The organism is Sorangium sp. So ce362, assembly GCF_051519845.1.
Taxonomy (GTDB): Bacteria; Myxococcota_A; Polyangia; order Polyangiales; family Polyangiaceae; genus Sorangium.
Genome location: NZ_CP150332.1, coordinates 1,246,582 through 1,268,330, shown reverse-complemented (window position 1 = coordinate 1,268,330; position 21,749 = coordinate 1,246,582). Strand labels below are relative to the sequence as shown.

Genomic DNA, 21,749 nt, shown 5'->3' with positions numbered 1-21,749 from the left:
GCAGCGCCGGCCACCGTCGCGGCGGCGTTCGGAGAAGAGAGGGGGTGGGCGCGGGGAGAGCCGCCCCGGCTCACCCCGCGAGCCGCCTGCCGAGGAGCCGCGCCGCGAGCGTCCGCAGCCAGTCCGCCCGCCGCGCGTCGGGGGGAACGAGCCGCCCCGTGCGCCCAGCCTCCAGGATCGCGGCCGTCTCGGGCGTCGGGTCGGCGCACGCCTCCAGCACCCGGAAGACGGTCGCGTCCTCGTGCGCGACGCCCGCCTCCGCCACCCAGGCGTCCACCGAGGCCGCGAACGCCGGGTCGCCGGGGAACGGCTGCTCGACCTCGTTGCTCGGGCCGAGCCCGTTGATGCCGCTGATCACGAGGTCCTTGCGGTCCTTGTAGGTCAGCCCCGCGAGCTCCTCGGGGAGCAGCGGGCGGCCGATCCAGATGTCCTGCACGCCCATGCCCAGCGGGAACTCGAGCCGCGTCTCGAGCGGCTCCGGCGGCAGCGCGCCCGAGAAGCGCACCGGCACCACCGGGACGCCGACCGCGAGCGCCATGTCGATGAACGCGCCGCTCATCTTGCGCACCGGCGTGCGGCACTCGAGCGACCGCGTGCCCTCGACGTGCACCATCACCCCCTTGCCGGAGCCCTGCATCTCGGCCCCGAGCTCCGCGATGATGCCCCCGAGCGACGCCTTGTCCTCGCGATCGAAGTACGTGATCACCTTCGGATCGCGCGCGCCCGGGTACGCAAAGCAGTGCGCGAGCATCGTGCCGAGCCACGTCGCCCGGTGCTCGGCCTTGGCCAGCGTGACCGTGGAGACCCCCGTGAGGCCCGAGACGGCGATGCCGAAGAGCAGCGACTCCACGGCGACCTGGTGGTTGCCGACGTAGAGCAGGCTCCGGCCCTTCACGGCGCGGAACGCCGCGGGGTCGGCGATGTGCACCCGGCGGATGAACCGCTCGATGAGGCCGAAGTACAGGTCCTCCGCGGGCCACCGGCCGAGGCCCATGGCCGCGCCCCAGTAGCGGCGCACAGGCTCGATGTCGATCACCGGCGGGCCGGCGTCGCGGACAACGACCTCGGAGCCCTCGCGCGCCACATCGAACGGCCAGCGCGTCAGCGGCTGCGCCGAGGAGACGCCGGCGAGGGAGACCGTCGACGGGTGCACGCCGGCGCGCCGCGCGACGTGATCCTTCACGGCCGCCGCCTCGACGAGATCGCCCGACGCGGCGTACAGGTGCGCCACCGTGCCCGGCATCCAGTCCATCGTGCGCACGTCGGCCGGACCGCAGCGCGCCTCGCCCGACGCCGCGTCGACGCGCGAGACGCCGAGGTCGACCGGGGCGCGGTCGCGCAGGAACGCCCGGCGGATCCCGGGCGGCGCGCCGCCGACAGACCCCTGCGGGATCAGCACCTCGACGAGGCGGAGCTCCAGCCAGACGCGCTCCCCGGCGGCCGTGCCGGCCCCCGCGATGGCCTGCACCCGGAACGAGACGAAGCGATCCTCGCGGCCCTCGTAGCGCACCTCGATGCGCACGGGCGCGTCGGGCGACGGCCCGAACAGGCGGAGCGACGGGATGCGCGACGGGAACGCGATGTGGGCGGGAGGGCTCTCCGGATCCCACAGGAACAGCCGGTCGTGCGGGATGGCGTGGGTCAGCGCGTCGAGCATGCCCTGGTGCAGCGCCCCGGGAGGCACCGAGCCCTTGCCGGGATCGAGCACCGCCGAGGCGCCGCGCGCGCCGAGCCGCAGCGAGGTCAGGTACCGGAACGCCGGGCCGTGGAACAGCGTGCCCACCGCGTACGGATCGTCGGCCTCCGGCGCGTCGAGCGCCGGCTCCAGCGCGGGGGCGGGCGGGTACGCGCCGGCCACCCGCACGCGGCCGGTGCACACCGGCTCGAACCGCGAGAGCGCCGGGTTCGAGGCCTCGCGCCACGCGAGGAGCCGCACGTCGAGGACATCGCCGGAGCCGGTGGCCTCGGCCTTGACGCGCACCGGCCCCGGCACGGGCAGCCAGCGGAGCACAACAACGTCCTCCACGGCCACGACCACGCTCCCCGGGCGCGCCCGCAAAGCGGCGCCGGCCAGCCGGTCGACCATGCTCATGCCGGGGAGCGCCGGGAGCGTCCAGGTGGGGCAGTGGTCCGCCACCCAGCCGGCCGGATCCAGCACCTCCTCGGCGTCCTCGGCCTCCGGCGACGGGGCGGCCCGCCCCGCGGGCTGCTGCTGGAGGCGAGGGCCCTGGCCCCGGAGCACGGCGCCGGGGAGCGAGGCGAGGTGGCGCGCGTTCCCGCGGACGTCGAAGCCGACGTCGCGCCGCGCGCGGGGCGGCGGAGCGCCGTCGACGATCCGCACGCCGAGCGTCGCGCCGTAGATGCGGAGGCCGTCCACCCACAGGTAGGACTCGGCGATGACGAAGGGCCCGCGGTCGTCGCGGCCGACCTCGAGGATGTCGGTCTCGACCGTCACCCGCCGGCTGCTCGGCAGCACCTGGCCGCGGTAGCGCCAGGAGTGCTCGTGCCCCGTCATCACCGGCTCGAACCGCGGATCGGCGAGGCCCGCGTGGAGGTCGTGGTGCAGCATCCAGAACTGGATCGTCTGCAGCATCGCCTCGATGCCGAGCGAGCCGGGTTGCACCGGATCGCCCAGGAAATGGGCCTTGAAGAACCACTCCGAGGCCTGGACGTCCCGCTGCGCGCGCAGCCGGCCGAGCCCCTTCCGGCCGCCGGTTTGCCACAGGCCATCGACGCGGTCGATCATCAGCAGCGACGGCCGCGCGAGCCCGAGCTTGTCCCCGCAGTAACGCGCGGGGCGCTCGCGGAGATCGACCTCGAAATCGGACGGCGCCTCCAGCGCGGCGAGCTCCTCGGGCTTCGGCGGGATGCCGATCTGCGTCGCGAGCGCGGCCTTCGGGAAGAAGCCGAACACCGTGTCGAGGTCGTACACCGGGGCGCCGCCGAGGCTGCACTCGACCCGGAACGCCAGGATGATCATGCCGCCCGACCGCGAGAGGTTCGTGAGCCGCGACGTCGTGCGCAGCGCGCCGCCGGCCGCGGCCGGCAGGACCTCGCCGCGCAGCGTGCCCTTGCCGTCGAGGTTGCGGAAGTACAGCGCGCCCTCGCTCGAGAGCGCGCAGCCGGCGTAGCTCGCGAGCCAGCCGCACGTCTGGAGCGCGGCCTCGAGCACCACCGCGAACGGCATGGTGAGGCTCGCGTTCTCGTCGAAGTACCAGGCGTCCTCCGGGACGTCGTACTCGACCTCGACCTTCGCGCCGGCCTTCATCGCGGCCATGGGGCTCGAGACCGAGAGGACCCGGCTCATGAAGTGGTACGGCGGCCCCGGGAGCCGGGCGACGTGCCGGCCCTCGTCGAACCTGCGGTAGAGCGGGCCGAAGGCGTCCGACGGCCTGCCCCAGGCGCACGAGAGCAGGCTCCGGTAGTCGAACGGGAAGCCGCCGGCGTGCGCGTCGTCAGAGCCGGCGCCGTCGGGCGGCGGCGCGCCGAGCTTGGACCCGGGGACCCGCGCGACCGGCTTCGGCTCGACGTGGCCGTCGAGGAGCTCGGGGGAGCTCGAGAGCGGCCAGTCCGGGCTCAGGCGCAGGCCCACGCGGCGGGCATGGAACGCCTTGAGGCCGTCGACCGTGCACAGGAAGTCGGCGAACACCGTCGGGTGCGGGCCGTCGTGGACCTCCTCGATGAACACCTCGTACGTGAGCTGCCGGCTCGTCGGGACGACCTGGCCGCGGCAGCGGAGCAGGTAGGGGATCTCCGGCACCGGCTCGAAGCGGAAGCCGTCCGCGTCTACCGTGAAGCCCATCGCCGCCATGGCGAACGCGAGCGCCTGCAGGCAGCCCTCGAACATGAGCGTGCCCGGCATGCACGGGTCGTCCTTGAAGTGGCCCTCGAAGTACCAGCCGTCCTTCGTGATCGGCAGCGTGGCCCTGAGATAACCGCGCTTCCACGGGCCGCCCGCGGGATCGAACACGTCGATGCGCTCGAAGAACAGCATGGGCGGCGCGCTGATCCGCGGCGTCCTGACGTGGGTGCGCAGGCGCTCGAAGCCGGGGCCGAACGCCGCCGCGCCGTCGCCGGCCGCGAACGAGACGAGGTCGGCGCGGTCGAACGCGGACTTCTGGCAGGCGATCCGCGGCGGATCGAGGCGGGCGGTCGCCGCGTGCTCGGCGGTGTCCGCGTCCCAGAGGACGCCGCCGGAGCTCGCGAGCTCCTCGTCGGTGAAGAAGCCGGCCTGGCCCTTGCGCGTCTTCAGCCGCAGCTCGCCGCCGATGCGACAGTCGTAGTGGAAGAAGAACAGGCGGACGTCGCCGTGCTTCGCGTGCCCGTCGACGTGGATGTCGTAGACGAGCGTGTCGCCCGGGCGCGGCAGGCCGCCGTAGAAGGTGAGCTCGCAGCCGAGCAGCCGGTAGACGCGCTCGCCCTTGTTCTCGAAGTCGGCGCCGAGCCAGCTGATGAGCAGCAGGTCGGCCTGGCCGCTCTCGATCATGATGCCGGCCGGCATCGCGCCGTCGTGCAGGTACCAGGAGTCCCACCGGACGTCGGTCTCGGTCCACATCGTGCCGAGCTTCATCGAGCCGGGCTCGGCGTCGATCCCGGTGACCCGGTCGGCGAGGAGCAGCGGCGGCATCGGCATGCGCACCTGGCGGCGATAGCCGTCCTGCCGGGCGAAGAGCGGGCCGAACACGTCGGAGATCCGGCCCGAGGCGAGGCGCTCGAGCTGCTCGCGGCTGAACCGGGGGCCCCGCGGCGCGAGGGCAGCCGCGGCGGGGCGCGGCGAAGGCGGCGGCGCGGCGGCGGGGCGCGGCGAAGGCGGCGGCGCGGCGGCGGGGCGCGGCGAAGGCGGCGGCGCGGCGGCGGGGCGCGACGGCTCGGCGCGGGTCGGGCGCGGCGTCTCCACCGGCCGCGGCGGCGGTTGCGGCGCAGCGGTGGGGCGCGGCGATTCAACGGGGCGCAGCGCCTCGATCGGCCGCGGCGACTCGACCCGGATCGGGCGCGGCGACTCGACGGGGCGCGGCGACTCGGCGCCGACCGGGGCGACGCGGGAGACCTGCGCCGAGGGCGTCGCATGCACCACCGCGGCCGCGCCCGACGAGGCCTGGACGAGCGAGTCCAGCGCGCGCTGCCGCATCTGCAGGAACCGGCGGTGGACCTGGGCCTGCTGCTCTGCCCACTCCCTGTGGATCCGCGCCAGCTGAACGGTGAACGCCGCCGCACCGACGATCACGTCGCCCGGGATGTCCACGGCTCCAGCCTCGACGAGCGCCGGCGCGACCGGCAGCGGCTCGTTCGGGAGGTACACGGCCGCGGCCTCGACGAGCGCCGGCGCGAGCGGCGACGGCTCGATCGGGAGGTCGGCGGCAGGGGCCCCGACGAGCTCCGGCCCGACCGGCCGCGGCTCGTCCCAGGACGGCGGAGGCGGCGCGTCGGCGGCAGAGAAGCCCGTGGGCCCGGGGTACAGCGGCGGCAGGTCGTCGAGAGCGGACGGCAGAGGCGGCGCAGGTTCCATGGAGTCTCCAGGGGATGAGCAGGAGGCCGCGCCGGGTACGACGATCGCCGGCGGGTGGGCGGGGAGCGTGAGCACCGGGCCCTCCGCCGATCGTGGCGGCGGGAGCGGCGCGGCCGGACCGCCGGCCCCGATGCGGACCGAGAGCGAGCCCCCGCCGAGGCCGGCGCAGCGGACCTCGGCGACGCGGACGTCGTCGGTCCACGGCGTTCCGTCGGGCTTCCGGGCATGACGGCAGGCGAGCACCGCGGCGGCGACATGCAGCAGGCCGGAGGCGGCGTGCGCATGACCGAACCGCGGCGCGAGATCCGTGGCCGACAGCACGAGCCCGGGGTCGGCCGGCTCGTCCACGACCACGGCCAGGACCGGGTGCCGCTGTCGAACGGCGTCGTCGAGGCGCTCGAGCACGAGCACGACCGCGGCGTCGCCGGGAGGCAGGTGAACGCCGAGCGCCTCGAGCGCGGCCACGTGGGCGGGCTCGCACGAGAGGTCCACGGCGCCGACGATCGCGGCGTCCACGGTGCCGGCGCGCAGGGCGCGGGACGCGACGCGCAGCGCCCAGGGCCCGGAGAGCTCCTCGGCCGCGATCGTGAACGACGGTCCGCCGACGTCGAGCTGGCTGTTCAGCCGGTTCGCCGGGATGTTCGGCATGTTCCCGACGACCCCCGCCGCCTGGAGGGCAGGGATGATCGAATCCCGCAGCGCGCCGACGTCGACCGACGGACCGAGCCGCGCCGGCGCCGTCTCGGCGACCCGCCAGCGCGTCATGTACCGGCACACCTCGGTGTCGGCGCCCATGCCGATGAGCACGGCGGTGCGGTCGCGCGGCAGCGCGAGCCCCTCGGTCGCCTCGATCGCCGCCTCGAGCAGCAGCGTCTGCTGGGCGAGCGCCTGCTGCAGATCGCGCGGCGGGAACCGGAGGCGATCCGCGGGCAGCGCGACGGTCGCGCGGCGAGGATCCGCGCCGCCGCCCGAGAGGAGCGGCTCGGCGAACGCCCGGACGCCGCGGAGCTCACCGACGCACAGGCCCATCGCCACAACGGCCAGGTGACCCGCCGGGGCGGGGGGCCCGGCCGGGGCGGGGCGCGACGCGGCCGGGTGCGACGCGGCGTGCGTGGCGTGGGCGGCGCGCCCCTTCGGCGAGGCGGGCTCGTACGCCTCCACGAGGAGGTGGGCGTTGTTCCCGCCGAACCCGAACGCCGACAGGCCCGCGAGCCGCCGGCCCTCCCACGGCTCGGCCCGCTGCAGCACCCGGAACGGGCTCGCGGCCACCGCGTCGCTCAGCGGATCGGCGTGCAACGTGGGCGGGCGGACCCCCGCCGCCATGGCGCCGAGCAGCTTGAGGAGCCCGGCCGCGCCGGCGGTCGTGACGAGGTGACCGAGGTTCGACTTGAGCGAGCCGAGCGGGACCTCGCGGGGGCCGAACACCTCGGTGAGGGTCGCGATCTCGGTCGCGTCGCCGAGGGGGGTGCCCGTCGCGTGGCACTCGAGGAGCGAGACCTCGCCGGGATCGAGGTCGGCCATGGCGTACGCGGCCCGCATCGCGCGCAGCTGCCCCTCGACCGCCGGCGCGAGCAGGCCGCGGCCGCGGCCGTCGTTCGACAGGCCGATCCCGCGGATCACGCCCAGGATGGGCCTGCGCGCGGCCTCCGCGTCGGCCAGGCGCTCGAGGACCACGAACGCCGCGCCCTCCGCCGGGACCAGGCCGTCGGCCTCCGACGAGAACGGGCGGCTGCGCCCGGTGCGGCTCATGGCCGATAGCGCGCAGAACCCGATGTGGATGAAGAGATCGTCCGACCGGCACACCGCGCCGGCGAGCATCCGGTCGGCCTCGCGGTCCTGCAGGCGCTCGCAGGCGAGCGCGATCGCGTAGAGCGACGACGCGCACGCGGCGTCGAGCGCGAACGCCCCGGCCCCCAGGCCGAGCGCGTCGGCGAGCAGGTGGGCAGGCAGCCCAGACATGAACCGGTTGCGCGGATCGGGCCGCGCGACGCCGGCGACATCGCCGAGCCACGTCGACTCGCACCACGCCGACATCGCCGACGAGGGGAACGAGAGGTTCCCGACCACCGCGCCCGCGCGGTCGGACCGGCCCTCGTGGCCGGCCTCGCGCAGCGCCTCGCGGCCCGCGTAGAGCACCCACTGGAAGAGCGGGTCGAGCGCGAGCAGGGACTCGGGCGGACCGCTGCGCCGCGGGAACGGGTCCCCGGCCAGCACGCGGCGGAAGTGCTCGTCGAACCCGGTGACGTAGCCGCCGCGGTCGCTCCACGCGCGGTCCTTCACGTCGCGCACGTCGCGCGCGCCGCCGGCGAGCGCGCGCTCGCGCGACAGGCGCCAGCGGCCGTCGGGGGCGCCGGACACGAGGTCCCTGCCGACGAGCACGTTGTCCCAGAGGGCCGCGGGGTGGAGCGCGCCCGGCAGGACGCACCCGCGGCCGACGATGGCGATGGGCTCGAACACGGTTGCCTCGATCACGCCTGGCCGCGCGCCGTGTCGGGGCGGAGGACGTACTGCACGTCGCGCAGCTCGGCGACGAGCGTGCCCTCGTTGTCGACGAACGCGATATCCGCCTTGGTGCGGTCGCGGGCCACGATCTGCCCGCGCACCACCGCGCGCAGCGGGCCGTCGGACGGCCCCTCGGCGAAGGTGTGCAGCGCGCCCACGGACATCGGGAGCGCGGCGCCGCCGAGCACGTGCTGCGTCCACAGCGTCGCGAGCTGCAGCCCGCCGTCGAGCGCCGCCGGGTCGGTCTTCCACGGCTGGGACACCCAGCCGGCCTCGCGCAGGCCCACGACCGTCCCCACGATCCCGTCGCGGCTCACGCCGTCGAGCTGCCGGATCACCTGGAAGTCGCGGCCGTGGAAGAGCGTGCGGCCGTCGTACAGGTCGCCGCCGGAGGGCCACGGGCCGAGCTCCGGCAGGGCCGGGCCCTTCGGGGCCACACGCCCCTCGGCCTGCCCCATCTCGATGGTCGCCGCGTAATGCAGCGCCCCCTGGGGCCCGCGCAGCTCGGCCGCGAGCACCGCGCCTTGGCCGTTGCTCACCTCGCGGCAGTCGACGCGGAACACCTCGCCGCCCGACTCGTACGCCGCGAGCTTGATCCCGCGCAGCACCCGCACGTCGCGGAGCTCGGTCACGACGAGATCCGGCCGGCACGCGCGCGCGGCGCGGGCGAACCACTCGAGGGCGATCACCACCGGCACGACGGGCACGCCGTTGATGGCGTGATCGCCGAGGTAGGGGTGCGTCGCGCGGTCGGCGCGGACGGCCAGCGCGACCCTCCGGCCATGCTCGGGGGCCGCGAGCGTCGCCGGCTCGGCGCCGAGCACGAGCTCGACCGCGCCGGGCGAAGCGGAGCCCGGCCCGCTCGCGCCGCGGTCGCCCGAGGCGTCGCAGAGCTCGTCGAGCAGCATCTTCGCGCCGGCGGCGAGCGGGATGAGCGGCACGCCGAGCTGCGCGAAGTGCGCCTCGAGCGCCGCGTTCACCATGCCGCCCTGCCAGGGCCCCCAGCCGAGCGACTTCACGCGGCAGCCCGGGCGGCGGGCGGCCTCGGCGGCGGCGACCTTGTTCAGGACCTCGTTCGCCATCGCGTAGTCGCACTGCCCCTTGTTGCCGGTGCGCGCCGCGATCGAGCTGAAGAGGACGATCGCCTTGAGCGGGTCGCCCGAGGTCGCGCCGAGCAGGGCCCGGAGGCCGTCGACCTTCGTGCTGAACACGCGGTCGAACTGCTCGACCGTCTTCTCGGCGACGAGCTTGTCGGCGAGCACGCCCGCGCCGTGGACGATCGCGGTGACCGGGCCGAGGGCGCGGCGCACCTGGTCGAGCGCCGCGGCCACGGCGCGCGCGTCGTTCACGTCGGCGGGGACGTAGAGGGCCTCGCCGCCGGCCGCGCGGATCGCGTCGAGCGTCGCGCGGACCTCGCGGTTGGCGAGGATCTTCGCGACCTGGCGGCCGATCTCCGCCGGCGTCGCCTTCTGGCCCGCGGAGGACGCGGCCTTGACGAGCGCCGCCTTGAGCGCGGCCTCGCCGTCGGCGCCGCGGCACGCGACCGGGTCGTCCTCGAGCGCGGTGCGGCCGAGCAGCGCGAACCTCGCGCGGCTGGCCCTGGCGAGCGCGATCAGCGTCGCCGCGGTGACGCCGCGGGCGCCGCCGCTCGCCACGACCACGTCGGACGGCCCGAGCGGGAGCGGCCCGGGCTGCGCGTCCTGCCGGACGCTGCGCGGCGTGGTGCGCCGGCCGTCCGCGCGCAGGCCGATCTCGAGCTCGACGCCGCCGGACAGGAGCTCCGCGACGATGGCGTCGGCGAGCTCGGCGGCGGGCCGGCCGTCGCGCTCGATGTCGATCGCGCGGCAGGACGCCTCGGGCCACTCCATCGCCGCGGTCTTCACGAGGCCTGGCAGTCCGCCCACCCAGGCGCGGTCCGAGCCGGCGACGCCGAAGTCGCCGCCGGTGTCCTGGACCGTGACGAACAGGGCCGGCTTCGCCGCGATCGCCTGGGCCGCGAGGAACGCCTCGCGGTGGACGGCGAGCGCCTCGTCGGCCGTGGCGAGGTCGCGGAGGCCGCCGAGGAACACGGCGCCGCGGGCGCCGCGGGGCACGGCGGCGGCGTGCTCGGCGGCGATCCCGCGGGCCGCGAGGGCGGCGACGAGCGCGGGGCCGAGCGTGTCGTGGCCGGTCACCACGACGGTGCCGGCGTCGAAGAGGCCGGGCATCGCCAGGCCGGCGGCGGGCGCCGGCGCCTCGACGAGCGTCCACCGGCCGAGCTGCGCGACGGGCGGCGCCTCGGCGGGCGTCGCCGGGGCGTCGCCGGCGGCGGAGCCGAGGCTCGCGCGGAGGTGGTCGACCACCTGGCCGAGCGTGCGCAGCTGCGCCAGCGCCGAGGCGTCGACCTCCGACAGCCCCGGCGTGCGATCCCGCACCGCCGACAGGATCTCCACCCGCTTGATGCTGTCGATCCCGAGATCGCTCTCCAGCTCCATCTGCAGCCCGAGCATCTCGGCCGGGTAGCCCGTCGTCTCGGCGACCACCGCCATCACGATCCGCTCGACCTCGGCCGCTGCGGGCGCCGCGGCGGAAGCTCCGGCCGGCGCGGCTGCGGGCGCCGCGGCGGAAGCTCCGGCCGGCGCGGCTGCGGGCAGCGAGGCACGGAGGTGGTCGACCACCTGGCCGAGCGTGCGCAGCTGCGCCAGCGCCGAGGCGTCGACCTCCGACAGCCCCGGCGTGCGATCCCGCACCGCCGACAGGATCTCCACCCGCTTGATGCTGTCGATCCCGAGATCGCTCTCCAGCTCCATCTGCAGCCCGAGCATCTCGGCCGGGTAGCCTGTCGTCTCGGCGACGACCGCCATCACGATCCGCTCGACGTCGGACGCCGCGGGCGCCGCAGCGGCGGGAGCGACGGCCGGCGTGGCCGCAGGCGCCGCGGCGGGGGCGGCGACAGCCGGCCTGGCGGCGGCCGCCGGCGCGGGTGCGGGCAGCGAGGCGCGGAGGTGGTCGACCACCTGGCCGAGCGTGCGCAGCTGCGCCAGCGCCGAGGCGTCGACCTCCGACAGCCCGGGCGTGCGATCCCGCACCGCCGACAGGATCTCCACCCGCTTGATGCTGTCGATCCCGAGATCGCTCTCCAGCTCCATCTGCAGCCCGAGCATCTCGGCCGGGTAGCCCGTCGTCTCGGCGACCACCGCCATCACGATCCGCTCGACCTCGGCCGCTGCGGGCGCCGCAGCGCCGGCGGATGCCGTTGCCGAGACGGGAGCGCCGGCATCCGGCCTGGCGCCGGTCGCTGTCGTCCCGGCGGGCAGCGAGGCGCGGAGGTGGTCGACCACCTGGCCGAGCGTGCGCAGCTGCGCCAGCGCCGAGGCGTCGACCTCCGACAGCCCCGGCGTGCGATCCCGCACCGCCGACAGGATCTCCACCCGCTTGATGCTGTCGATCCCGAGATCGCTCTCCAGCTCCATCTGCAGCCCGAGCATCTCGGCCGGGTAGCCCGTCGTCTCGGCGACCACCGCCATCACGATCCGCTCGACGTCGGACGCCGCGGGCGCCGCAGCGCCAGCCGGCGCTGCGGCTGCGGGCGCCGTTGCGGCGGCGGGAGCAGCCACAGCCGGCCTGGCGCCGGCCGCCGGTGCGGCGGCGGGCATCGAAGCGCGGAGGTGGTCGACGACCTGCCCGAGCGTGCGCAGCTGCGCCAGCGCCGAGGCGTCGACCTCCGACAGCCCGGGCGTCCGGTCCCGGACCGAGGACAGGATCTCCACCCGCTTGATGCTGTCGATCCCGAGATCGCTCTCCAGCTCCATCTGCAGCCCGAGCATGGAGACGGGGTATCCCGTCTTGTCGGCGACCACCTCGAGGACCATCCGCTCGATATCGACGCCCGGCGCGGCGGCAACGGCCGCCTGCGTCGCCGCGGCGGGCGCAGCAGGCGTCGCGACCGCCGCCTTCGCTGCCACGGCCGGCGCCGCGGGCGCGGGCGTCGCGACTGCCGCCTTCGCTGCCACGGCCGGCGCCGCCGGCGTCGCGACCGCCGCCTTCGCTGCCACGGCCGGCGCCGCGGGCGTCGCGACCGCCGCCTTCGCTGCCACGGCCGGCGCCGCGGTCAGCGCCGCGTGATGCTGCCCGCCGGTGCCGTTCAGGCCGTCGTGGATCGCGCTGCCTCTGCCCCCGCCGTTGTGCAGGGCCTGCGCCGCTGCGGGCCCCAGCGCCGCCTCCGAGACCGGCCCTCGATGCACCGGCGCGAGGAGCGCGGGCGCAGGCCACGCCTCGGGCGCCGCCGTGGCAGCGACCGGGTACGAAGCGCCGGTCGCGAGCGCGGCGAGCCCTGCGAAGGAGGCCTCGGCCGCCTGCAGGAAGGCGATGTGGGTCTCGGCCATCGTGCGCTGGTACACGCTGTGGGCTTCTGCCGTGGCGCGCTGCGCCTCCTGGTAAGCGGCGAGCCACGACGCGCTCGCCACGGGCACCGACGCGCTCACGGCCGGCCGCGATGCGCTCACGGCCGGCGCCGACGCGCTCACTGCCGGCGCCGACGTGCTCACGATCCTCGGTCCCGGCGCGCTCACTGCCGGCGCCGACGCGCTCACTGCGGGCGCCGACGCGCTCCCTGCCGGCACCGACACGCGCACCACCGCGGCCGACGCGCTCACTGCGGGCTCTGGCGCGCGCACCACCGCGACCGACGCGCGCACTGCGGGCTCCGGCGCGCGCACCACCGCGGCCGACGTGCTCACCACCGGCCCCGACGCGCGCACCACCGGCACCGGCGCGCTCACTGCGGGCACCGACGCGCGCACCACCGGCCCCGACGCGCTCCCCGCCGGCGCCGACGCGCTCGCTGCCGCCCGCGCCGTCTCTTGCGCCGGCCGCCCCGCGCTCGCCTTCGGCAGCTCCTTCGCCCCGCCCTGCGGCGGGTACGGCTTGCCGTAGTTGCTGCCGTTGATCGGCAGCGCCAGCTTCGGCTTCGGCAGCGCCCGCGGGTCCACCGGCGCCGCGAACCCGTCCCAGAGGACCCGCGCGTCCAGCGGCACCCCGGCCACCGCGAGCCGCGCCACCGCCTCGAACAGGCTCGTCACGCCGTGCTTGCCCTTGCGGTCGAGCGCCACCGCGCGGTGCGGCCGCCCGCTCAGTATGTCGCCGACGAGGTTCGTGAGCACCGAGCCCGGCCCGACCTCCACGAACGTGCGCACCCCGGCCGCGTACATCCGCTCGATCTCCTCCACGAACCGCACCGGCTCGGCGAGCTGCCGCGCCAGCCGATCGCGCACCGCGTCGCCGTCGCCCGGGTAGGGCTCGACCTCCGCGTTGCTGTACACGGGCGCCCCCGGCGCCTGCACCGCGATGCCCGCCAGGAACTCGCGGAACGGCGCGCTCGCCTCCGCCACGAGCGGCGAGTGGAACGCCGCGGCCACGTCGAGGCGCCGCGCCTGGATCCCCATGCCCGAGAGCCGCTTCTCCGCCGCCTCGATCGCCGCGACCGAGCCCGACAGGACCACCTGCTTCGGGCCGTTGTGGTTCGCGACAACCACGTCGCCGAGGTCGATCGCCCGCACCTCGTCGATCGCCCGCGGCACCGCGATCATCGCGCCCCGCTCGGACGACGCCGCGCCCATCAGCTCGCCGCGCCGCCGGGCGACGCGCAGGAGGTCCGCCGCGGACAGCGCGCCGGCCGCGTGCAGCGCCGAGATCTCGCCGAAGCTGTGGCCCGCGAGCGCGTCCGCCCGCACCCCGAGCGCCCCGAGCAGCGCGAGGTGCGCGAGGCTCGTCGCGCCGATCGCGGGCTGCGCCCACCGCGTCTCGCGGAGCCGCGCCTCCTGCGCCGCGCGGTCCTCGTCCGAGAACACAGGCCGCGGGAACACCACCTCGTGCAGCGGCGCGTCCGCGATCGACACGCCCGCCGCCGCGTCCCAGGCCTCGCGGGCCGCGTCGAACGTCATCAGCACGTCGGCGCCCATCGCGAGGTACTGGCTCCCCTGCCCCGGGAACAGGAACGCCACCTGCCCCGGCGCCTCCCCGCTCGCGTAGTGCACGAGCGGCGCGGCGAGCGCCTGCTCGGGCTTCGCCCCGAGGTGCGCCGCGACCTGCTCCAGCTTCTTCCGGAGATCCGCCTCGTCCGTCGCGCACAGCCCGAGCCGCGCGGGCCGCGACGCGTCGAACGAGAGCGCCGACTCCCGCGCCAGGAAGCGCAGGCTCTCGGGCGTCTCCGCCGCCTTCGCCAGCGCCCGGACGCGGTCCGCGAGCGCCGCCGGCGTGTCCGCCGACAAGAGGACGAGCTCCGCCGGCGCCGACCGCACCCGCCACGCCCGCGGCGCCGGGCCCGTGTACTCCTCCAGCGCCACGTGGAAGTTCGAGCCGCCGAAGCCGAACGAGCTCACCGACGCCCGCCGCGGGTGATCGCCCGCGCGGATCCACGGCCGCGCCTCGGTGTTGAGATAGAAAGGAGTCTTTTCGATCTCGAGCTTGGGGTTCGGCTTGTCGACCTTGATGGTCGGCGGCAGCACCTTGTGGTGCAGCGCCATGATCGCCTTGAACAGGCCCGCCGCGCCGGCGGCCGCCTTTGTGTGGCCGATCTGCGACTTCACGCTGCCGAGCGCGCACCACTGCCGATCGGCGCGCCCCGACTCGTCGAACATCGCGCGCAGGCCCTCGAACTCGGCCGCGTCGCCGGCCTTCGTCCCGGTGCCGTGGGCCTCCACGAGCTCCACGGTCTCGGCGCCGTACCCGGCGGCGGCGTAGGTCCGGCGCAGCGCCTTGGCCTGCCCTTCCGGCACCGGCGCGTACACGCTCTTGCTCCGCCCGTCCGAGGACGAGCCGATCCCGCGGATCACCGCGTACACCCGGTCGCCGTCGCGCTCGGCGTCGTCGAGCCGCTTGAGCGCCACCATCCCGATGCCCTCGCCGAGCAGCGTGCCGTCGGACTTGTCCGAGAACGGGCGGCAGTCGCCCGACTTCGACAGGGCCGGCGTCTTGCTGAAGCACATGTACATGAAGGCGTCGTTCATCGTGTCGCAGCCGCCCGCGATCACGAGATCGGACTGGCCGAGCGCGAGCTCGTTGATCGCCATCGACATCGCCGACAGCGACGACGCGCACGCCGCGTCGGTCACGCAGTTCGTCCCGCCGAGGTCGAGCCGGTTCGCGATGCGCCCGGCCACGACGTTGCCGAGCAGGCCCGGAAAGCTGGACTCCTGCCAGGGCACGTAGCTGCCCGCGATCCTGTCGCAGGCGCGCTTCACCTCGTCCTCCGGATACCCGAGGTCCCGGAGCGCCCTCGCCCAGACCGGCCGCTGGATCCGGCTCACCATCGAGGCGAGGAGCTCCTGCGCCGAGGTGACGCCGAGGATCACGCTCATCCGCTCGCGGCTCATCGACTCGAACTGCCCCTGCGCCGCGTCCTCCAGCACCCGCTTGGCCACGATCAGCGCGAGCAGCTGCGTCGTGTCCGTGGCCGGCACGATCGAGGGCGGGACGCCCCACTCGAGCGGATCGAACGGCACGTCCCTCAGGAAGGCGCCGCGCTTCGCGTACGTCTTGTCCGGGGCGGACGGATCGGGATCGTAGTAGTCCTCGATCAGCCAGTGGGTGCTCGGGACGTCCGTGATGAGGTCGGTTCCAGCGAGGATGTCGCGCCAGAAGCCGTGAGCGTCGAGCGAGCCCGGGAAGATGGCGCTCACGCCGACGACAGCGATGGGCGGAATACGCGAGGACGAAGGGTGCATGACGGACCTCAGCAGGTGATCAGGCGCTCAGTCGAGCGGGCGAGGAGTGAAGTGGAAGGCGGCGCTCGGCACGGGGACGCCGTATGTCCGGAGCTGCTGCGCGCGCGTGACGACGGCCGCGCCCTCGAGCAGGTTGCGCGCGACCTGGACCACGGTGCGGCGCGCTGGGTCCTCGAGGAACGACCCCTTGACCCAGCGGTTGAAGGCGCCCATGGCCGGGCCACACCAGATCTGGAAATCGGCGCGGCGCTTCGGGTCCCCGGCGATCGCCCACTTGCTGGACATGCCGAGATACCAGCGGAAGATCAGCGCCATCTTGTGCTTCGGCTCGCGGGCGGCGCGCTCGAGCTCGGCCGGGTCGCGCTCCGCGAAGAACCGCTCGCAGCCCGCCCACACCTCGTCGCACGACATCTGGAACTGCTCTCGCTCGATGCGCGCGCGCACGTCGGCGGGCAGCGACGCGATGGAGTCGTGGGCGACGTACAGGTCGTAGAGCCGCTGCGCGCGGACCCCGAACATCGTGCCGCGCTTGAGCACCTGGACCTGCACGCCGAGCTCGAACATGTCGGCGGCCGGCGTCATGACCACATCCGGGAGGTCGGCCTGGGCGAGCATCTTCTTGCCCTCGTCGGACAGGCCCGACTCGATGCATGCCTGGTTGACCGAGCCCGTGAGCACGTACGCGGCCCCGAGCGCGAACGCGGCGGCGATCGTGGACGGCGTGGAGAGGCCGCCGGCGGCGCCGACGCGGATCGGGCGCTGATACCCGTGCTTCGCCGCGAGCTCGTCGCGGACACCGAGGATCACCGGGAACAGCGCGACAAGGGGCCGGTTGTCGGTGTGCCCCCCCGAGTCGGCCTCCACGGTGATGTCCTCGGCGACCGGGAGGCTGCGCGCGAGCTCCGCCTCCTCCCGGGTGAGCCATCCATTCCGAACGCACGTATCGAGGATCTCGGCCGGCGCGGGCGACAGGAAGCGCGCTGCGACCTCCGGGCGCGAGATCTTCGCGAACAGGTGGTTCTGCCGGTCGATCCGGCCGTCTGGCAGGCGCCTTATGCCGCTGTAGGCGAAGCGCACGACCATCGGGTTCAGGCCCATGTAGGCCGCGGCCTCGGCCCGGCGGACTCCCTTTCTCAGGTAGAGCTCCACCGTGTCGCTCTCCAGCCGCGGCTGGTTCGGAGCATGGATGAGGTTGCACCCCCAGGTGGGACCTTCCGTCCCGAGCGCAGCGATGATTTCATCGACGGCCTGTTCGATCCGGTGCAGCCCGAGGCCGGCGGCGCCGAAGAACCCCATCATCCCTGCCCTGGCCATCGCGATCGTGAGCCGCGTGGTGTGGATACCGTTCGCCATCGCGCCGGCCACGTAGGGGAAGCGCAGGCGATGGACCTCGAGGAAGGAGCGGTCCCCGAGCCACTCCGGGTAGAGCGCCGGGAGCGTGCCGAGGAGCGGAAACGTGGGGACCCCGTTGACCTGATCTTCGCCGATGAGCGCGCCGCCGCGCGACACGCCGACGCGCCCCTCCGGCATCTCCCGCACCACGTGCACCGGCTCGCGCACGCAGGAGATGGCCTCCCTCAGATCGGTCGACGTGAACGCGGGGAGCCACGGTCCGCTGCGCCAGATACCGATCGGCTGGAGGCCCGCGCTGCGGAGGGCCTGCGGTTCCTTAATCATGCTGAGCTGCCTCCAAATGACAAGCAGCCCCTCTGTAACATCCGTCGTCTCGGCCCCGCGGTAATGGTTCGGTCACGGAACGCCGATCACGCCGGATCCCCGGATCGGGCCGTGAAAGCGCTTTCCCTCGGCTTTTGCGCGCTCCGCGCCGTCGTGACGCGCCGCGGCTCCGCTCCCGCGGGCGGCTGAACGAGCCCTGTGCAGGAGAGGAGCGAAGGCGCTTGCTTTTTCCGCGCCCCGGTGGATCCGAGACTGGACCCTTCTCTCCTGCCCCCAGCGACGAGCTCGGGCGACGCAAGCCAAAGACTGATACCACGGCGGAGCCGCCGCGTGAACCTGCGCCGGCTCAAGGCGGGTGGATGGTAGAGGACACGCGCTCTGGCCGGCACCGCCGGCCATGACGGGTGTCTTCGACAAGACCGCAGCCGGCGCGCTTCCGCCGGGTCTCGACGAGAGCGACGAAAGGATTCATCCAGGGCACATGAGGGAGGATATGGAGCGGCAGAGCCGGCGCGCTCGCTCGCTCGATCTCCCCAACCAACCGCTCGTGCTCGGCGCCTGGGTTCCTGCGCGGTCAAGCTTTGAGGTCGCTCGCGCTCGTCCTATGCTCCCGCGACAATAGAACGATGCGACGTCGCTACCGCCTCTCTGCCAAGATCAGCAAGCTCCTCCAGGCCAGTCGAGCTCGCGCCAGACAGGCACGGACGTCCAGGGCGGCGCCGGCGGGCGAGGGGGACGAGGCGCCGACCGGCGCTGCCGGCAGCGCCGCGCGGGAGACCCTCGAGCAGCAGCAGGCGGTGCTCAAGTACGTCATCGCCAACGTCCCCCACGCCATCTTCTGGAAAGATCGCCAGGGCAGGTTTCTTGGAGGAAATCAGAACTTCCTCAACGACACGAACACGAAGGTCCTGGAGAACCTCGTCGGCAAGACCGACTTCGATGTCTGGGGAGCGCATGACGCGGAGTCCTTCGTGCGCGTCGACCGGGAGGTCATGGAGCGCGGCACGCCGTCCCTCGACATCGAGGAGCCGCTGCGCCGCCCGGACGGCGAGCGGCGGGTCCTGCTCACCAGCAAGGTGCCCATCCGCGACGAGCGCGGCGAGGTGACCGGGCTCCTCGGGATCTACGCCGACATCACCGAGCGCAAGCGGATGGAGACAGAGCTCCAGAAGGCCAAGGAGGCCGCCGACGCCGCCGCCCGCGCCAAGGGGGAGTTCCTCACGGTGATGAGCCACGAGCTCCGGACGCCGCTCTCGCTCATCCTCGGTCCGCTCGATTCGCTCCTGTCCAGCCAGGACGAGCCGCTGTCGCCGCGGGTGCGGGCGGATCTGGAGCGCATCCAGCGCAGCGGGCGGCGGCTCCGCCGGCTTGTCGACGACGTCCTCGATTACCAGAAGATCGAGGCCTGCAAGATGCAGGTCGACTGGGAGGCGGTCGACGTGAAAGACCTCGTCGCGGACATGGTGGACGAGGCGCGCCCCGCGGCGGAGCGCGGCGGAGTGCGGCTGTCGCTCGGGGTGGATCCGGCGCTGCAGACGGTCCCCCTCGACCGGCGCAAGTTCGAGAAGATCGCGCTCAACCTGCTGGGCAATGCGCTGAAGTTCACCCCGCCGGGCGGCAGGGTCGCGGTCGGCCTGCGGGCGGCGGACGGCGAGTTCGAGCTGTCGGTCGAGGACACCGGTCCTGGCATCCCGCCGGACCAGAGACACCTGCTCTTTCAGCGGTTCCAGCAGATCGACGCGTCGGCGACGCGCAAGCACGAGGGGACGGGGATCGGCCTGTCGCTGGCCAGGGAGCTCACCGAGCTCATGGGGGGCACGCTCGGCGTGGAGAGCGAGCCCGGGGTCGGCTCCCGCTTCTTCGTGCGCCTCCCGCGGGCGGCGGACGGCGTGATGGCGTCGCGGGCGCCTCGCGCGGCGGAGCCGCCGAGGCCGGCGGGGGCGCCCCGCTCCGCGGACAACCTCGCCGCGCCCGCGCCCGCGCCGCGGGTCGCGGGGGCGATCCGCGAAGGCGGCCTCGCGAAGGCGCAGGCGTCGCGCGTGCTCGTCGCGGAGGACAACCCGGACATGGCGTCTTACCTGGAAGGCATCCTGTCGGCCGAGCACGAGGTCGTGCTGGCGACGAACGGCCGGGAAGCGCTCGAGTCGATAAGGACGACGAGGCCCGATGTCATCGTGTCGGACGTGATGATGCCCGAGATGGACGGCTTCGAGCTCGTCCGGCGGCTCAAGAGGGATCCCGAGCTCCGCGACATCCCGGTCCTCCTGCTCACGGCGAGGGCGAGCCGCGCGGAGGCCGTGGGCGGGCTCGAGGTCGGCGCCGACGAGTACATGAGCAAGCCGTTCGACCCGCTGGAGCTCAGGGCGCGGGTGCGCGCGGCCGAGCGGCTGCACCGCGCCTATCTGGAGCTCGCCGCGAAGAACCGCGAGCTCGCGGCCGCGCTCGAGCGGCTCTCGGAGGCGCAGGAGGAGCTCCTCCAGGCGGGCAAGATGGCGGCGATAGGCACGCTGGTCGCGGGGCTGTCGCACGAGATGAACAACCCCGTCTCGGTCGTCCTGATGAACGCGCAGCTCCTGCTCAGGCGGCACCGGAAGGGGCACGGCCTGCCCGACGAGGCCGCGATCCTGAAGGCGCTCTGCACCATCGAGCGGCAGGCGAACCGCTGCTCGGAGCTCGTGACGGCGCTGCTCGAGTACGCGCGCGGCAAGCCGATCGGCCGGCAACCGTGCGACGTGCGCGAGGCGCTCCGCCGCGCGGTCGACCTCTCCACGCCGCGGGCGCGCGAGCGCAGAGTAGAGCTCCAGGCGAACGGCACCGCGCCGGCGCTGCCCGCGGTGCTCGCCAACACATCGCAGCTCGAGTCGGCCCTGCTCAACGTGATCGGCAACGCCCTCGACGCCAGCCGTCGAGGCGGCGCCGTCGTCGTCGGGGCTCGCCCGCTCCCGCGCGGGGAAATCCACGGTGTGGAGATCGACGTGCGCGACACCGGCTGCGGCATCCGCGCCGAGGACCTGGGCCGCATCTTCGAGCCGTTCTTCACGACGAAGCCGCCCGGACAAGGGACCGGGCTCGGGCTGGCGCTGACGCACCGGTTCATCGAGGAGCACCAGGGCAGCATCCGTATCGAGAGCGCGATCGGCCAAGGCACGACGGTGCGCATGTGGCTGCCCGCTCTACAGGCGGAGAGGGCGGGCTGAGGGAGCGCCCGGCACGAGGCGCAGGACGCCTGTGCGGCGCGAGGGGCGCCCGCCGCGGCCCTGGCTGCACACGCCTCTACGTTTCACATCAGCTCTCGTCGTTCATTGTCTTCATGTCCCTTGACAGATCCGCCCTCTCTACGAATCGACCGTAGAGCCAGAGAAGGCACCGGCCAGCGCGCGCCCGTGGACAATGGGTAGACAAACAGGCACCCCGAGTCGACACCGACGGCCGGCGTAGGCAAAGAGAATCCTGTTGCAACCTTGAAATGAGCTACGTACCGTCTCGGGCTGAAAGGCATCTCCGCGCGCCTGTCCGCGCTCCCCCGGGGAGCTTCCGACGGCGTCCGGCCATGCCGCTTTCTTCGTGCGCCGCCTCGATGATGGCGGATCTGCTCTCGGGGGCCCTGACCGCGCCGCTCGATTTCGGCGATCACGACACGGCGCAGGGCGACCTCGAGCAGCTCCGGTCGAACCGCGCGCTGACCGGCGCCGTCGCGTGGGGCAGCGACGCCGCCGAGCCCGTCGCCAGGGTCGGAAGGCTCCCAGAGGGCCTGTCGGTCTTCACCACGCGCGGCGCCGAGAACCAGGTCCTCGAGCACGAGCTACGCGTCGCCCGCCCGGTCGTGCGCGACGACGGGCGGCGCCTCGGGACGCTCGTCCTCGTCTTCTCCCTCGCCCCCGAGAACGCCGCGTTCGCCGCGGCGCGCCGCGATATCCTCGAATACGCGGGGCTCGTCGGCGCGATGACCGCCATCCTGCTCCTCGGGTTCGCCCGGTGGCAGATCGTGCGCCCGCTCTCGCGGCTCGTCGACGCGGCGCTGGCGATCCTGTGCGTCGTCGACATGACCGAGATGCGGCTCACCGCGCACAACGCCGCCCTCGCCCGCGCGCTCGGTTGCACCGACGAGGAGCTCGCGACGCGCGGCATCGAGGCGCTCGCGGCCCGGATTCATCCGGACGACCTCGCCGGGCTCGCCGCGCGCGCCGAGCAGCTGAAGGCGGCGCGAGACGGCGAGGTCGTCGAGGCCGAGCTGCGGGCGCGCGGCCGCGGGGAGGGCGAGCGGCTCTTCGCCGTCCGCGCCGAGGTCTTCGCGCGGGGCGCGGACGGCGCCGCGCGCGAAGACCTCGGCGTGGGACGAGCTCATCGCGGCGCAGCAGGAC

General features: G+C 74.4%; 4 protein-coding genes and 1 pseudogene. 2 read left to right on the top strand and 3 right to left on the bottom strand.

All coding sequences use genetic code 11. The features are described 5' to 3' along the window. Positions 1-70: 70 nt before the first annotated feature. The 3 genes from WMF17_RS05040 to WMF17_RS05030 are packed head-to-tail and all read right to left on the bottom strand — an operon-like array spanning position 71 to position 17,388. A complete protein-coding gene (locus WMF17_RS05040) occupies positions 71-7,963 on the bottom strand; it encodes a beta-ketoacyl synthase N-terminal-like domain-containing protein (protein WP_437648435.1) in 7,893 nt (2,630 codons plus the stop codon). Positions 7,964-7,974: 11 nt separating this feature from the next. Beyond that, positions 7,975-15,711: an SDR family NAD(P)-dependent oxidoreductase gene (locus WMF17_RS05035; protein WP_437648433.1), complete on the bottom strand. Its 7,737-nt coding sequence runs from the start codon at positions 15,709-15,711 to the stop codon at positions 7,975-7,977. Positions 15,712-15,738: 27 nt separating this feature from the next. Continuing rightward, positions 15,739-17,388 (bottom strand): PfaD family polyunsaturated fatty acid/polyketide biosynthesis protein, encoded by a 1,650-nt coding sequence (locus tag WMF17_RS05030; RefSeq protein ID WP_437600798.1) that lies wholly within the window; start codon positions 17,386-17,388, stop codon positions 15,739-15,741. A 626-nt stretch (positions 17,389-18,014) separates the two neighbouring features. Here WMF17_RS05030 and WMF17_RS05025 point away from each other — a divergent pair. Together WMF17_RS05025 and WMF17_RS05020 are read left to right on the top strand one after the other, a co-directional pair. After that, a complete protein-coding gene (locus WMF17_RS05025; RefSeq protein WP_437648431.1) occupies positions 18,015-20,585 on the top strand; it encodes an ATP-binding protein in 2,571 nt (856 codons plus the stop codon). Between the two features lie 269 nt (positions 20,586-20,854). Further along, a pseudogene (locus tag WMF17_RS05020) lies at positions 20,855-21,658 on the top strand (hypothetical protein); the annotation flags it as partial. Positions 21,659-21,749: the final 91 nt, after the last annotated feature.